Source organism: Catenulispora sp. MAP12-49 (genome assembly GCF_041262705.1).
GTDB lineage: Bacteria > Actinomycetota > Actinomycetes > Streptomycetales > Catenulisporaceae > Catenulispora.
Genome location: NZ_JBGCCP010000009.1, coordinates 1 through 15,479 on the forward strand (window position 1 = coordinate 1; position 15,479 = coordinate 15,479).

General features: G+C 66.7%; 12 protein-coding genes, 1 other RNA gene and 2 pseudogenes. 7 read left to right on the top strand and 8 right to left on the bottom strand.

The window, feature by feature from the left end; translation table 11 throughout:
• Positions 1-132 (top strand): annotated as a pseudogene (locus tag ABIA35_RS18195) (IS982 family transposase); the annotation flags it as partial.
• A 68-nt stretch (positions 133-200) separates the two neighbouring features.
• Positions 201-1,280, top strand: coding sequence for an IS630 family transposase (locus ABIA35_RS18200; protein WP_370347993.1), 1,080 nt, complete (start codon positions 201-203; stop codon positions 1,278-1,280).
• On the opposite strand, the gene ABIA35_RS18205 is transcribed toward ABIA35_RS18200, so the two are convergent.
• On the bottom strand, positions 1,251-2,993 hold the full coding sequence (locus ABIA35_RS18205) for a hypothetical protein (protein WP_370358650.1): 1,743 nt from the start codon (positions 2,991-2,993) through the stop codon (positions 1,251-1,253). The genes ABIA35_RS18200 and ABIA35_RS18205 overlap by 30 nt on opposite strands.
• Positions 2,994-4,793: 1,800 nt before the next feature.
• Between ABIA35_RS18205 and ABIA35_RS18210 the strand changes: the two genes are divergently transcribed.
• Both ABIA35_RS18210 and ABIA35_RS18215 read left to right on the top strand, forming a co-directional pair.
• Entirely contained in the window at positions 4,794-5,039 is a 246-nt protein-coding gene (locus ABIA35_RS18210) for a helix-turn-helix transcriptional regulator (protein WP_370358651.1), read from the top strand.
• An 84-nt stretch (positions 5,040-5,123) separates the two neighbouring features.
• Positions 5,124-6,314: a tyrosine-type recombinase/integrase gene (locus ABIA35_RS18215; RefSeq protein ID WP_370358652.1), complete on the top strand. Its 1,191-nt coding sequence runs from the start codon at positions 5,124-5,126 to the stop codon at positions 6,312-6,314.
• Between the two features lie 83 nt (positions 6,315-6,397).
• On the opposite strand, the gene rnpB is transcribed toward ABIA35_RS18215, so the two are convergent.
• An RNA gene (rnpB, locus tag ABIA35_RS18220) (RNase P RNA component class A) lies at positions 6,398-6,797 on the bottom strand.
• Between the two features lie 92 nt (positions 6,798-6,889).
• Here rnpB and ABIA35_RS18225 point away from each other — a divergent pair.
• The gene (locus ABIA35_RS18225) at positions 6,890-7,372 is read left to right on the top strand and encodes a VOC family protein (protein ID WP_370358653.1); all 483 of its coding nucleotides are present in this window, start codon (positions 6,890-6,892) and stop codon (positions 7,370-7,372) included.
• Positions 7,373-8,125: 753 nt separating this feature from the next.
• Here ABIA35_RS18225 and ABIA35_RS18230 read toward each other — a convergent pair.
• A complete protein-coding gene (locus tag ABIA35_RS18230) occupies positions 8,126-8,557 on the bottom strand; it encodes a hypothetical protein (protein WP_370358829.1) in 432 nt (143 codons plus the stop codon).
• On the opposite strand from ABIA35_RS18230, the gene ABIA35_RS18235 reads away from it, so the two are divergent.
• Together ABIA35_RS18235 and ABIA35_RS18240 are read left to right on the top strand one after the other, a co-directional pair.
• Positions 8,481-9,188 (top strand): L,D-transpeptidase, encoded by a 708-nt coding sequence (locus ABIA35_RS18235; protein ID WP_370344285.1) that lies wholly within the window; start codon positions 8,481-8,483, stop codon positions 9,186-9,188. The genes ABIA35_RS18230 and ABIA35_RS18235 overlap by 77 nt on opposite strands.
• Before the next feature lie 160 nt (positions 9,189-9,348).
• A pseudogene (locus ABIA35_RS18240) lies at positions 9,349-10,529 on the top strand (IS701 family transposase).
• 468 nt (positions 10,530-10,997) lie between these two features.
• On the opposite strand, the gene ABIA35_RS18245 reads toward ABIA35_RS18240, so the two are convergent.
• From ABIA35_RS18245 to ABIA35_RS18265, 5 genes are all read right to left on the bottom strand, one after another.
• The gene (locus ABIA35_RS18245; protein WP_370344165.1) at positions 10,998-11,375 is read right to left on the bottom strand and encodes a VOC family protein; all 378 of its coding nucleotides are present in this window, start codon (positions 11,373-11,375) and stop codon (positions 10,998-11,000) included.
• Positions 11,376-11,628: 253 nt separating this feature from the next.
• A complete protein-coding gene (locus tag ABIA35_RS18250; RefSeq protein ID WP_370358654.1) occupies positions 11,629-12,336 on the bottom strand; it encodes a VOC family protein in 708 nt (235 codons plus the stop codon).
• A gap of 8 nt (positions 12,337-12,344) precedes the next feature.
• Entirely contained in the window at positions 12,345-13,994 is a 1,650-nt protein-coding gene (locus tag ABIA35_RS18255) for an RNB domain-containing ribonuclease (protein ID WP_370358655.1), read from the bottom strand.
• 179 nt (positions 13,995-14,173) lie between these two features.
• On the bottom strand, positions 14,174-15,148 hold the full coding sequence (locus ABIA35_RS18260) for a PadR family transcriptional regulator (RefSeq protein WP_370358656.1): 975 nt from the start codon (positions 15,146-15,148) through the stop codon (positions 14,174-14,176).
• A gap of 19 nt (positions 15,149-15,167) precedes the next feature.
• Complete coding sequence (locus ABIA35_RS18265; protein ID WP_370358657.1) at positions 15,168-15,374, bottom strand: hypothetical protein; 207 nt, start codon at positions 15,372-15,374, stop codon at positions 15,168-15,170.
• Positions 15,375-15,479: the final 105 nt, after the last annotated feature.

Sequence of the window (15,479 nt, forward strand, 5' to 3'; positions counted from 1 at the left end):
CACGGCGGCCACTCCTGCAACGGCGTCGTCGTCCGCGTCCTGCAACGAATCCTCGCGCTGACCGCAGTGATCTGGCACAACGACAAGATCGGCGCGCCGGTCCATCGTTCACTGACCGCCTACGACCACTAACGACCCCTTGGACTCAGTCATCTAGTGTCCTGCGCCTCAAATTCGTTGAATAAGTGTAGGCTGGTGGTATGCCGCGTACCGGACGCCCGAAGGCCGAGTTGGTCCTGACCGATGACGAACGCAGTGAACTGCTTCGCTGGTCTCGTCGGGCGAACGGCCCGCAGTCGTTGGGGATGCGGGCGCGGATCATCCTGGGCTGCGCCGAGCCGGGCGCGAGTAACAAGGACGTGGCTGCGGAGCTGGGGATCTGGCCGCAGACCGTGACCAAGTGGCGGGCCCGGTTCATCGAGCAGCGCCTGGCCGGCCTTGCTGATGAATACCGGCCGGGCCGACCGGCGTCGATCAGCCTGGATCAGGTCGAGGAGGTGCTGACCGCCACGTTGGAGCAGACCCCTGACAATGCCACGCACTGGTCGCGGGCGTCGATGGCGAAGAAGTCGGGTTTGTCCAAGTCGACGATCGGCAGGATCTGGAGCGACTTCGAGCTTAAGCCGCATCTGGTGGACGGGTTCAAGATGTCCACCGATCCGCTGTTCGTGGACAAGGTCGTCGACGTGGTCGGGATCTACCACAACCCGCCGGAGAACGCGGTGGTGTTCTGTGTGGATGAGAAGTCCCAGATACAGGCGCTGGACCGCTCAGCGCCGGTACTACCGATGATGCCGGGCATGCCCGAGCGCCGCACCCACGACTACGTCCGCAACGGGACCACCAGCCTGTTCGCCGCGTTCAACATCACCGACGGCACCGTGATCTCCGAGATCCGCCGGCGCCACCGGGCGGTGGAGTACAAGAAGTTCCTGACCGCTATCGACAAGGCCGTGCCCGAGGGCCTGGACATACACATCGTCTGCGACAACCTGTCCACCCACAAGACCCCGGCCATCAAGGCCTGGCTGGCCCGGCACCCCCGGTTCCACGTCCACTTCACACCGACCGGCAGCTCGTGGATCAACCAGGTCGAGCGGTGGTTCTCCTACCTGACCACACAGTTGCTGCAACGCGGCGTCTACAAGAACGTCCAGGCCCTGGAGAAGGACATCAGGGCCTGGATCAAGCAGTGGAACGAGGACCCCAAGCCGTTCGTCTGGAAGAAGACCGCCGAGGAGATCCTCACCTCACTCGCTAAATATCTTCAACGGATTTGAGGCGCAGGACACTAGTGCGCGCAGCCGACTGGATTGGCCCAGATCGGCGGCGAAGTGCCTGGTCCACCGCTGCGCCGCATTGCACCAGTCGGCTCCGGCGCGTCCACCCACGAGAGCCATCAGGTCAGTCATGAAATTCAGCAGGCCGTGCACCGCCACGGCACTCGGAGGGGTTGTCGTCGCGGCGAACGCTGCCGCTAAGTCGCGGAGAAGACTGACTGAGCCCTGGGGCGATTCTGACTCGGGCATCGAGAACCGCTCCAGTTCGACCGGCGTTACGAGATCGTAGACGTCGGCGAGCAGACCGAGGAGCGTAGCGGTGTGCAACGGGCTCGCGGTGTCCCTGCCACCAGACCTGTACTGCCCGAGCGACTGCGAGTGGAATTCACGCGCGCAGAGCCCCGGCCAGTCCAGATTGTCTGCATGGTACCTGTCATTACTGGCCAGGATTCTTTCCGCTTGTGACTTCCCCAAGACCCTGATCATGCCCGACGTAAGGGCGTTGGCGAAAGGAAACGCCAATCCGTAGAAACCGTCATCTGCTGTACGGATGGCATTGAGGATGCCGACCACGCGGCCAGCCTCCAGGTCGATGACCATGCTACCGCTACCGCATCGGGAAACCTCGTCTCCCGTCAACTCAAAGTACTTGAAGCCGGCGCCACCACCACGAACCCCAGCGACGTCGTAGAAATGCCTTGCCAGTTCTGCGGTTCCGTGGAGTCCGCGGTCGTCATAACCAAGGCTGACGCAGCCGGCAGAGGCTTGCATTGTAAGGCCACCTGTCGGGTCCAGCCAGACCGGAGCGAACTTATGTCCTAGTTCGCCGATGGCGCTCGGGACATGCAGCAGGGCCAGGTCCGACCACCAAGGATGACCCAAACCAACCGCGGCGGAACGGACCTTCAGAATCTCGACACCCTCGACTGCAATCGTGTCGACGCCGTGACGCAAGTAGAGCGGTGCTACACCATCCACGATGCCTACGGATGTGAGGACTCTGTCTTCACTGATAAAGAACCCGGAGCCGATCAACTCGAGGAACGAACTGCTCCCTCGGAAGGCTTGATTCCTGCCGGTAGGCGCAAGTATCCCCACCGCTGCCTTCTCCGCGAGCGCGATGAGCTCCCTTGCGCGTACGCCCCGGCCAGCATCCCTGGCGGCAGCCTGCCTTCCACTCGCACCATCCTGTCTGGGCCGATGTACTTTCGTCGGTGAATCCCGCCTGTTGGATTCTTGAGGTCGGGGAGGCTCGACCGGCGGCTCCGGTCCTATCTGAATCGGCGGGACGTTCGCCGTCGAAGTTGCCTGCTCGATGTCCCCGTCACCCGCTGGCGCCGCCAAGTGTTCAGGCGCGATGGCCTGAGACGCCGATTCGCCCGCAGCTTCGGTTTGCTCGGCTGCCCGCTGCCACAACCGATTCATGTCCTGGACGACTTCAGAAGGGACGGGCTGGTCCACTGCTCTTTTGGCCAGCACACGTACCAGACTCGCGAGTTTGTTCCATCGAGGAAGACGCTTGCCCCGAAGAAACGCTGCGATCCCCTCGTGGCTGACGATGTCAGGGCAATCGTCATCAGCCTTGATATCAGCAGCCAGCACCCTGACGCCCGGACGACCCGCCCGACGATACAGATCGTGCAAAGCGATCAGCAGGTCCCGGCGCGGCCCCGCCGGCAGCGTGTCTTCGTCGGGTAACGCGATGCCTACCACCGAAGCTCCCCAGCGTCAGCAACCGTCAGATTCCGTCAGGGCCAGCATGCCGCATGCCCGACGCGATGTCAGATTGCGTCAGTGTTCGATGATCGCCGTCAGTTTTCGCCCAACGCCCTCCACGGTCAGCGCAGGCTGGAAGGGAGCCGCGGCTTAACGGTCGGGCCAAGTGCACGACGACATCTCAGGAGGCTTTGATGACGAACGACCGCCAGCGTGACCGCGACGTCCGCAAGATGATCCTGCTGCTGCTGCAGATCATCCTGGACGTGATCACGCCCGGACGCTAGCGGCGAGCCCTTTTCGCCCGGTCCATAAGATTCCGAACGCTGGCTGGTCCCGTTTCTCACGAAGAGACGGGACCAACAATCTTGAGGCATCCACGTTGACGGCCGCCGCCCCAAGGTCCGCACCCGGGCTGCACCCGAAACTCTGCCTAGCGCCTCCTCACAGTGCCGTGGTCTAGGGGGCTCCGCGGAGGTCGCCGACTCCGGTCCATAGATCTCATCCGGCTCCGCAGCTTCAGGCTGCACACGGCGCACTCGAACGATCCGTCATAGCCACAGACAGGGCAGTCATGCATCGACGACTTGCTCCTGCTCGAGGAACGCACCTTCGTTGCCACGACTGCGACCCGCGGGGCGGCCCGCGTGGGTACCGCAGCGACCTGGTCGGTTGGGCGGCTGCCGCATAAAGGTAGACCCACGATCATCGGCGGAACCACACCGCCGAGGACTGTGGCAGTGGCCACCAGCGGTGCGACCTTCTGCGCGGGGAGCTGTAAGTGCCGCACGGCTCCGCTCCGCGGCGGGGTCAGGTGGCCCGACCCGGCCTGCTGATCAGGGCGGCCCAGGGCCAGTTCGGTCGAGTCTTCGCCCGTTCATCCGAACCTTGCAGAGCATCATGGCGCCAAAGGCATCACCTCGTACCGTCCATAAGGCCGGCAGCTCAGCTCATATCCAAAGAGATTCACTCTTTTGGAGGTCTAAAACTCTAAGGGTCCTGAGCTACGGTATTCGTGGAAGCGCGAGAGGGGGCCGGGTTTGGGCCCGACCCCCTCCTTACTCGCTCGACTCGGTGTTACCGCACCGGCCGGGCCAGGACCCCTACACAGGAGGGAATCCAGTGAACCATTTTGCCATTCCCGGCGACGAGAACCTGCCCACGAAGGCTAGCCCTGTCCCCGGTCTCCGCTACACAGCCCTCGCTGCCGATGTCGAACTCCTCGGCCTGTCGTTCGCTGAAGAGGACCTACCTTCACCATCGTGATCTTCGCTCTGTTGCGGCAATCGATGCCAGACGGCAAGCGAGCCGCTGACCTTCTTCGTCGTATCCGACACACGCGCCGAAGTCTGACGCTTCGCGCTCCCTTCCAGCGTCGCTGCCGCGGCCGTCTCAAGCGTTAGCCGTAAACCCGGACTCTGCCTGCGGCCGGCCACCGACTCGCGTCCAGAGCCCGCTCTGAGCCTGTCCGTGTTCACGGGAGCACTACGAGTTGCCGAGCGTTAGCTGAAGATCGATCCTAGGTGTTAGCTGTTACGAACAGTGGCAACCCTGTCGACTTATGTCGTTCATTTGGGATCGCAGATCCCACATGCCTCAGGTCAACACCGCGGTCGCCACTCCGGCACACCCCACGGAGGACTGCATGTCCGAAAAGACCGCCCCTACCTCGAACGCAGCCTGGCGTCACGCCGCGCTGCGGGACAGCGGCCACCGGCTCAAGGCCGAGTGGATCTCGCCCTCGGAAGCCGACATGGATGCCTCCTTGGCGGCTCCCCCCATGATTCCGGTGCCTCGGTGAGCACCGCTGAGCAGGCCGCGGTTCCAGCTGAGCGGTGGCTGTTCCTCGAAGAGGTCCGCGAGATCTACGGGTTTCCCGAGTCGACCTTGCGCTACTGGCGCAAGATCCGCACCGGCCCGACGGCCTACCGCGTGGGCCGCAGGCTGCGCTATCCCCAGTCTGAGATCGAGTCATGGATGCACGAGCAGGCCGCGTGCGATCCGATCGCCCGATCCACGAAGAATCAGTCTGCAAAGAAATGACTGTCTTGCCGGTGGTGGCGCCGTTCGCGGTGCCACCACCGGCAAGACAGGTAGCTCACTCCCCTGAACGGAGCTCCCGACACTGTGGACGTTCGAATCTGGCATCGCTCGTGGCCACGCAAGCGGGGCAGAACCTACATGGTCTGCTATCAAGTCGACGGCGGCCCCGAACTACGCCTTGACTCCGTGTGGGCCAAATCCGAGATGGAGCAGCAGAAGCGGGAGCTGCGCGATCGACTGAAGAAGGGGCAGTTTCTCGACCTCACAGCCGGCCAGAAGCTGTTCGAGGATTTCGCACGCGAGAAGCTGGAGGAGTGGGCGCCCCCGATCCTCTCCTCCGGAACCTACAACCGCTACCGCCAGGTGATCAACGATCTGCTGATCCCAGAGTTCACCGGCAAGGAACTGGCCGAGATCAAGCGGTCCGACTGCCAGAAGTGGCTGAACAAGCGTCTACGGCAGGTGACCCGAGGGACTGCAGAAGTCGACAAGGCCGTGCTCACCAAGGTGCTGACCACGGCGGTGAAGGAGAAGTTTCTCGACGCCTCGCCCGCAGTCGACCTGGACCTGCCGAAGGTCGATCGCAGGACCGAGAAGGTGAAAGCCATCAATGCCTGGTCGGAGGACACTGTCGATGATCTGGTCGAGGCACTCCCCCAACGGTATCGGGCGCTCGGGGAGCTGGCGCGCGACACCGGCATGCGCCAAGGCGAGCTGTTCGCCGTGGCGCTGGAGAACCTCGACCTGAGGCGGCGCAAGCTCAAGGTCTGCTTACAGATCCGCTACAACGACGGGTTGCATTTCGCACTACCCAAGCGAGGCAAGATCAGGACGCTGGACCTGATGGACACATCGGTGAAAGCCCTGACCGAGCACATTGAGACCTACGGGACCACCGCGATCACCTTGCCGTGGGATCACAGTGATGGGCCACTCAAAACCTTCCATCTGCTGTTCACCAACACCAAGGGACATGCGATCCGCCGCGACCACTTCAACGAGTCGGCCTGGCATCGGTCGCTACGCGCCTCCGGGATCACTCCAGCCGGCAAAACCACCGGCATCCATCAGCTCCGCCACCACGTGGCCTCCCTGCTACTGAGCCAAGGAATGTCGATCGCCGAGGTCGCCGAAGTCCTCGGCGACACCGTTCAAGAGGTCTCCGAGACCTACGCCCATGCCATGCCCGACTTCAGCAAACGTCTGCGGTCCATCAACGCCTCGCGAGGGGCACGGATCTCCATCGCCCGAGAAGAATCCGGTACGGAGTGGTAGCCCATGGTGGCCCTTACGCAGAGTTTGACTACCCTCCGTAATTGACGAAAAATCGACGAGGCTGACCTGTTTTAGCAGGTCAGGCGGCGAGTCGGCTAATAAGCCGGATTCTGTCCCACGCCGCCGTGCCGAAGCACGACCGCGCGGTGGCGACCATCCATCTAGGGCGCGCGTTGCCGCGTGCCTCATGCGGTCTACCCGCAGGCTCGGGCGGACCGCCCTCGAACACCTGCGCAGGCCCGGTTGCCCGGGCCCTCTTGACCTTGCTCCGGGTGGGGTTTACCTAGCCGCCCGGGTCGCCCCGGGCGCTGGTGAGCTCTTACCTCACCGTTTCACCCTTACCCGCCTGACGGCGGGCGGTCTTTTCTCTGTGGCACTGTCCCGCGGGTCACCCCGGGTTGGTGTTGCCAACCACCCTGTCCTGTGGAGTCCGGACTTTCCTCGACACCGGTCGCCCGATGCCGCGATCGCCTCACCGACTCGCCGCGGATTCAGTATACGGGGACGGGCATGCCGGGGCCGACGCGGCTCAATCGAGTCGCTGGGGATCGGCCGCTACCGGAAAAGTGGCGGCCATGACTGTCATTCGCCACATCACCCTCGACGCGAACAACCCCTACGAGCTCGGCAAGTTCTGGGAGTCGGTCCTGAGCTGGCCGATGGACCCCGAGTGCGCCCCCGGCGACGGCGAGGTCCTGCTGCACGGCCCCGAGGGCCTGCCCGGCCTGCTGCTGATCGAGGTTCCGGAGCCGAAGACGGCCAAGAGCCGCATGCACTTCGACCTGATGCCGCAGACCACCCGCGACGAGGAGTTGGCCCGCGTGCTGGGTCTGGGCGCGAAGGTGGTCGAGGACCACCGCAAGGCCGATGGCGCGGGGTGGGTCTGGTGCGAAGACCCCGAGGGCTATGTCGGTGCATACCGGAACTGGTCGCGGGAGATCGCACGACCGTTGGCGCGGCGATGTGCGCCGAGGAGACCACAACCGCGGTACTGCTGCGCCGGTCCGGGCGCCGAATACACTGCCGAGCAAGAAACGCATGTAGCACTTGCGTCCTGACCGAGAAGCTTGCCGAAGTTCTGAAAGTGGGTCAGGCCGGCTGGGCACTCGCGTCCTGATCCTGCTGTTCGCCGAATGGCTGCTAGTACTTTGAAATGTTGGGCCAGCGCTTACGACGGCGTTCGTTTACTGGTATCAGCGGCTCGTTCCCGAGGCAGATGTTGACGAGCCGGACAGTGACTGCGACGAGGAACAGGCCCGCGCCCGTGTAAAAGACCGCTGCGCTTGTTGCCGTCCCTATCGCTGCGCAGATGAAGCCGGTGGGTGCTCCCCACGTCTTGAGGAGCAACAGCCCGCGCGGGAGCTGTCTGCGTGAAAGGCCCTGGACCATCTCGACCCCCGCAATTTCAATCCTGAGCGAACGTTACGCCCGGTCTGGGATGCCTGTACAGGGCGGAAGCCTCCGCTCGAGAGCGGCACTACATCGCGTCGCAGGCCTCCAGACTGGCCTGTCCGCCGTCCGGCTGTATCCATTCGAGCGCGAGCAGCCTGAGCTTATCGTCCCCTGGTGACCTGAGCCGACGGCTTGGCGGAGTTCGCACTGGCGATCGTCGGCCTTGGTCTGCGCCATGTGGTCACTGACCACGGGTCAGTATCGTCCAGCTTCCCAGGCTGCTGTGAGCCTGGCGCGGGTGTCGCATCACTCCGTCACCACCTGTGCCGTTCCTTGCCGTCGCACTGGAATCTTTCCGATTTCCTTAGCAACCCGAGCCGCAGACCGTGCGTCATGAGTAGCGACAGCACTGAAGAGAGTCATGTAGGGGGAACCGCGGTGGGGAACAAGTTCGCTGGGGCGGCGGTCGCAGGGTCGCTGCTACTGCTCACCGGATGCGCTAGCACGGCTGCCACCAAGGACGCCACGGCTGCCTCGTCCTTGCCCGCATCCGAGACTACGACAGCGGTTCCCTCAGCGACGACCACGTCGTCTACCACCTCGTCGGCCGCGCCGAGCACGGTGCCCAGTACCACCACCGGGTCGACCTCTACGCCTCCGACGCCGAGCACGTCTGCCGCGCCGACCACATCCTCCTCCCCTTCGGCCGGAACGGTCGCGCTGCCCTCTATATCCTCGGTGACACCGGACAACGGTTCCAAGGTCGGCGTCGCGATGCCAGTCCGCGTCAACTTCGGCTCCGCGGTGGCGTCAACGAACCGCGCCGCGATCGAGAGGGCGATGAAGGTCACGACGACGCCGCACGTCGACGGCGCGTGGTCCTGGGTCGACTCGACCACGGTCGACTTCCGCCCGCAGGGCTTCTGGCCGGCCGGTACCAAGGTCTCCGTCCAGTTCGGCTCGACCAGCCGCACGCTGGACTTCTCCATCGGTGACGACCACGAGATCGTCGTCGATGCGACGACGCACATGATGAGCGTCTACGAGAACGGCACGTTGATCAAGAAGTTGGCCAGCGGCACGGGCAAGCCGGGCGATGCCACCTACGGCGGCACGATGGCCATCATGGACATGGTCCCGCACATCGAGATGACCTCGTGCGCCATCGGCCTCCAGTGCACCAAGGGCGGGCCCGGCTGGTACGACCTCCAGACGTACCACGACCTGCAACTCACCGACAGCGGCACCTTCATCCACTCGGCGTGGTGGGACAACTCGCTGGGTAAGGCGAACGTCTCGCACGGCTGCGTCCACCTCTCGGAGGCCGACGCGGCGTATCTGTGGAACATCGTCCAAGTCGGAGACCCGGTGACGATCAACGGCACCGGCCACAAGGTGAGCCAGTCCAACGGCTACGCCGACTACACGCTGTCGTGGTCGCAGTGGCTGTCCAACTCCGCTGCCGGCGTCCAGGTGTTCTAGGTACTCCAGCTGACGTTCGTTGCTGGTTTGGCTGCAGGGGCTGGCGAGACGCGACGGCCACCGCTATCCATCGTGGTTTGTGAAGACAACGAAGAACGCTGCGGTGGCTGTCGGCCACACCTTAGACCCTGGACGTGCCGAAGAGTTGTTCAGGGACCTGATGGGACGGGTCGCCGGACGGTTCGGCCGCATTGAGCCGCGCCGCACGTGCGAGCGGATGGTGCGCGGGCCGCTGGCGGAGTTGCCGCGCAAGAACTGCTGGACGATCGCCGAGCAGGTGGGAGACGCGTCGCCTGCGGTGATGCACCGGTTCCTGTCCTGCGGAGCATGGGACCACGACGGGTCCGGGACGACGTGGCCCGGTTCGTGGTCGACCAGCTCGGGTGCGACGGTGCGGTGCTGCTGCTGGACGAGACCGGGGACGTCAAGAAGGGCACCCACACGGTCGGAGTGCAGCGGCAGGACTCCGGCACCGCCGGACGGATCGAGAACTCGCAGGTCGTGGTCGCCGCAGCGGGGGCCACGCCGCGCGGAGCGGCGTTCATCGACCGGGAGCTGTATGTCCCGGTGTCCTGGATTGATGATCCCGGCCGGTGTGCTGCGGCCGGATTGTCCGACGGCCCGCAGTTCGCCACCAAACCCGCGCTAGCGCTGCTCCTGGTCGAGCACTCCCTTGCCGCCGGGCGTCATGCGGGCTGGGTCGCCGCCGACGAGGTCTATGGCAACGACCCGACCCTTCGCGCCAGCCTGGAGCGGCACCGGATCGGCCATGTGCTGGCGACTTCACGCTCCATGCGGATACCGATCGGACCTGCCCGGATCCGAGCGGATGCGCTGGCCGAAGCGCTGCCTGAACACTGCTAGCAGACGCGACCCACCGGCACCAGCGCGAAGGGTCCGCGCTGGTATCAGCGGGCCTACCTGCATTTGGACGACCCCGAGCCACCGGTTGTCGGGCAGCGATACCTCCTGGTCAGGCGTAGCCCCACGACTGGCGAGACGGCGTTCTACCGGTGCTGGGCCCCGACATCGGTCGGCTTGAACGTGCTGATCCGTACCGCCGGGGTCCGCTGGAAGATCGAGGAGGCGTTCCCGACCGGCAAGGGCCTGGCCGGCCTGGATGAGCACCAGGTCCGCCGCTATGTCTCCTGGTGCCGCTGGACTGTGCTGGTCATGCTCGCCCACGCCGATCTCGCCGACCTGGCCGCTGAACAGCCCGAACCACCCGACCAGGTCAACCTGATCCCGCTGACCCGCAACGAGATCGCCCACCTCCTGGCCGTCATGCACAACCAGCCGCAGCCGACCGAACACCGACTGCACTGGTCAACATGGCGATGATGCCACCAACGCACCGCACAGCGATGCCACTACCAGCGACGACAAGCCACACCGCTATGACAAATCTCGAACGTCAGCTGGAGTATCAGGTCTCTCCGCGAAGGCAGAGGTGGTTCGAACCCGAAGCCGGACCCCAGGCGGCCCGACAAGGTCTCTCCGCGCAGACGGAGGTGGTTCCGGTCCCTTTCCCCGTCTGGGGCCGGGTTTCCGACAGCACGGCAAACGCCCGTGGGACCCTCCGCCTGCAGAACGTCGAGCTTGCGTGCGAACCAGTCGACCGGCGGCCCCTTCACGATCTAGGCCAACGCGTTCCGCAGCCCGGGGTCGACATCGGCCTGGGCGGAGGCCGGCAGTTCCCGCCTCCGCTCAACTGCCGCCTGGGGGCCGGCGACCGGGGAACCAGCGCACCGGCCGACGAGGAAGAACTGCAGGACCTGCCCGTGGACCAGATCGTGGGCGTGGCTCCGGCTACTCTCGCTCTGCCCTGCTGCGCTCAACGCAGAACTCATTGCCCTCGGGGTCGTTCAGGACCGCCCAGCCGGTGCCGTCCGAATTCCGGAAGTCGGCGGCCAGCGTCGCGCCGAGGACGAGAAGCCGCTCAACCTCCTCATCACGCGTACGGTCCTGCGGCTGAAGGTCCATGTGAACACGGTTCTTCACAGCCTTCGATTCCGGAACCTGAATGAACAGCAAGTTGGCGTTGCCCTCAGGTGCGATGACCGAGACCTCGCCGTCACCCGGCTGGTCGTCGATGTGAACCGTGGACCCGAAGACCTGCGCCCAGAAGGACGCAAGCGCGTACGGGTCGGAGCAGTCGAACGTGACGTGGCGCACGAGAGAAGTCATGGTCGGGATTCTTCCGGGGCACCGGAGGGTTGGGCAACACAGGATCCGGACCCGCTCTGACCTGGCAGGATGCGGTATGTAGAATCTCGCTTACCCCGAGGGGAACGCCTTCTGTATCGAGCGCAGCGCGGCCGAGAAGGCAGCGCAGGCTGGGTAAGGCGGCGGGCTGAACGATGGGGAACGAGCCGCGGCCGGGGGAACGGACGCGGCTCGCCCGCGGGATGTCCTCGCCGTTCGCCCTCGACGCCCTCCCCTAGTCCGGCTGCCGTCCCTGCCACGTCGTGATGCACACCTCGTTGCCCTCCGGATCGGCGAGTACCCAGAACGCCGGTGCCTCCGCGTCGTACGTCAGCCGGCCGCCGGCTGCCAGGCCTGCGGCGATGCGGCGCTGGGACTGGTCGTGCGGGACGCAGATGTCGAAGTGGATGCGGTTGCGCTGGGGGCGGGGCGCGTCCATCTGCTGGAACCAGATCGCCGGGCCCTGGCGGCGTGGGTCGACCAGGGCGTCGGTCGGGCCGGCCGGCAGGACCTCGTCCTCGTAGGCGAAGACCGCTTTCCAGAAGGGCCGCACTGCCGGGATGTCCATCGCGTCCACCGCGATCTCCACCAGTTGCAGGGCCCGGGACGCCTCGCCTCCGGCCTCCGGCGACGTCACCAGCCCCAGCTCGCGCACCGCCAGCGACACCCGGCCGGCGAGCGCCGCGTCGAGGTCCGTCACCGCGGCGGCGTCGAGCGACTGCAGGACCAGCACGACCTCGGCGGCGCGGACGTCACACCACAGGTGGCGGTCGGCGTCGGACCCGCATGCCTCGACGGCCTTGGCCACGACCGTGCTCGCCTGCGCCAGCGAGGTTACGGCGACCGCCGTGCGCAGCGTGCCGAGCAGGTAGCGCCAGCCGATGGCCTCGACGGCTTCGGACGCTTCGCGCATCCGCAGGACTCGTTCGGGCTCGGCTGCCATGGTGCTCCTCAGCTCTTGGTGGGCTTGTCGGTGGGCTTGTCGGTGGGCCTGGTGCTTTTGTCGGCGGGCTTTTCGGTGGGCTTAACGGGCTTATCAGTGCTCTTATCCGCGGCCTTCTCAGCGTTCTTGCCGCCACTGCCGCCGTTCCCGCCATTGCCCCCGTTGGTCCGCACCGGCCGGTCCCGCACCGTGTACCGCGGATCGGTGGCCTCGAACAGTATCCGCCGCGTCGTGACGTCCGCCTCGGCCAGCCGCACCCGCGTCTCCTGGCCCAGCGGCAGGTCGTGGCCGTCGCAGCGGGCCCGCACCGCCGGCTGCGTCAGCTGGACGATGCCGACGTCCGGCTTGCCGTTGTGGTCCCAGTCGATGCGCTCGTTCAGGTCGATGACGACCGCGTCGAACTCCTCGCCGACCCGGTCCTTCAACAGCATCGTCTCGACCAGGTCCACGCACTCCCGGTCGACGGCCGAGCCGCGGCGGTCGGCGCCCTCCATCACCGCGGGCAGCTTCGGCAGCTCCGAGCGGGCCCAGTCCGGGACCTCGGTGCCGGCGCACAGGGCCACGCACACCTCGCCGGCGTAGCGGTCGGCCAGTCGGCGCAGGGGCGCGGTGACGTGCGCGTACGTCGTGGCCAGCGCCGAGTGGCCGGCCTGCTCGGGCACGCCGCCGTCGAACGCGGTGTACCCCGCGCCGCGCATCAGGGTCGTGGTCTCCTGCAGGAACGCCGCGTGTGCCGGGATCGCCGGGTCCAGCTTGCGGATGAGGTCGCTGTAGCTGACGCCCTCCGTCCAGCGGATCTTCAGCGCGCGGGCCACCCGGTGCAGGCGGTGGTAGGCGAACTCCGGCGGGTCGGGCATGGTGCGCAGCAGACCGATCCCGCCGTAGATCATCAGCTCGGCGGCAGCCATGCCGGTCAGCAGCGAGATCTGCGCGTTCCAGTTCTCCACCGGCAGCGGCGTGCGGTACTCCAGCGACCAGCTGTCGTTGTCGGCGACCACGACCTGCGCCGGCACGCTCAGGCTTATCCCGCCGCGCTCGGCCTCGCGGTCCTGGCGCAGGGTGCCGATCTCGCGCAGCAGTTCCAGGACCGGCTCGGCCTTCCCGGCGTCCAGGGCGGCCTGGGTGTCCTCGTAGTTCAGCTTGGCCCGGCTGCGCACCCGGGCCCGGCGCACCTCGACGTTCGTGCTGTCGCCGGTGGAGTCCAGGTCGATCTGCCACAGCAGCGCCGGGCACTCCTGGCCCGGCAGCAGCGAGGCCGCACCCTCGGAGAGGATCTCCGGGTGCAGCGGCACGCGCATGTCCGGCATGTAGTACGTCTCGCCGCGCCGGTGTGTCTCCAGGTCGAGCATGCTGCCGGGGGTGACGAACGCCGCGACGTCGGCGATCGCGTAGTGCACCCGGAAGCCGCCGCCCTCGCGCCTCTCCAGGTGCATGGCCTGGTCCAGGTCCATCGACTCGGCCGGGTCCAGGGTGACCAGCGGCAGGCCGGTGGCGTCCTCGGCGGGCATGCGCGGCGCCTTGGCGGCGGCCCGGGCCTCGGCCAGCGCCTGCTCCGGGTAGGGGCCGGGCAGCTGGAGCTCGGCACGGATGGCGTCGAACCCCGCGCGCAGGTCGGAGGCCGGGACGGCGGCCTCGACGGTGAGGACTCTTTGCGGCATGCCAGCACCTTATGGGGTGCCGCCATGCCGGTGCACGCGTCCTGCGATCATCGTCACGCCCGCGTCGGCGCGGCGGATCCGGGCTTGGCGTGCGCGTTCGCCGCCGCGCCCGGAGGCCGCCGGCCACGGGTCCGCCCCTGGGCCCCGGCCCCTGGGAGCCCGGAGCGGGTCGTCGGTCCTCAGTCCTCTGACGAATCCCCGGCCAGGATCCGGTAGAGCGCCTGCCGGGCGCCGACCAGCACCCGCGAGGCCTCAGCCCGCTGGCTGTCGGTGCCGACCTGGATCACCTGCATGTAGGCCATCGCCAGTTGGGCGATGATCTCGCGGATCCGGACCGTCTCCTCGGAGGGGCCCTCGTCCTCCTCCATGTTCTCCCACGGCGCGGTCCACTTGGCGCGGTTCTCCCGCACGTAGGTCTTGCCCTGCTCGGTGAGCGCGAACATCTTGCGCCCCTCCCCCTCGGTGGTCTGGACGATGTCCTCGTCCTCCAGCTGCTGCAGCGCCGGATAGATGGAGCCCGAGCTGGGCTTCCACTGGCCGTTGGTGCGCTGCTCGATCTCCTGCATCAGCTGGTAGCCGTTGGCCGGCCCCTCGTCGAGCAGGATCAGGATCGTTATGCGCACGTCGCCGCGTCCTGCGCGGCTGCGGCCGCCGTGCCGGCGCCGACCGCCCGGGCCCCCCGGGCCCCCCGGGCCCCCCGGGCCCCCCGGGCCGCCCGGCGGCGGACCGAACATCGCGCCGAGCCCGCCGAGCACGTCGAACGGGGTGAAGGTGCCGCCGGCGCCCGGGATAGGCGGAAGCGGGCCGCCGGGGGGCATGGGGGGCAGCGGCGGGCCGCCCGGGGAGGACCAGTAGCCGCCGCCGCGTCCGCCGCGGCGCGGGCCCCGGCGGTCTTCACGGCGCTCGTCACGGTCTTCGTGGCGCCGCGCGCGGGCCTCGCTCTCGCGCTCCCGGTGCTCCCGGGCCTCCTCGTGGAGCCGGGACTTCAGCTCCCGCTCGCGCTCGGCCGCCTCTTCGCGCAGCTGCCGGCTCTGCTCCTTGAGCGCCTCGAGCTGCTCGCGCAGCTCCTGCTCGATGTTGTTCTCGTGCTGGTTGTTCTCGTGCTGGTTGTTCTCGTCCTGCTCGCGGGCCATCGCCGCCTCCAGTTCCCTCACCGGCGACTGTCGTCGCCTTTCAACGATATGACGAAGTCTCTCCGGGCGCAGCCATCGGCAGCAGCGGCAGGTACCGGAGCCGGTCCCGCTGCCCCTGGTCGGCGAACCGGCGCCCCCGCTGCCGCTCACGCAGCCGGATCTCCATCTCGATCTCCTTGGCGGCCCGGGTCCGGCGCCCGGTGCGCCGCCACAGATGGCACTTGCCCGGGAGCTGCTGCTCGGTCATGGTGGTCTCCCCCTCGACTCAACGACTTCCGAAGGTGTTCTTCGATAGCTCAACGATATATCGCTAACTATCACTCCGCAAGCCCCTGTCAGATGCCCGCCCCTG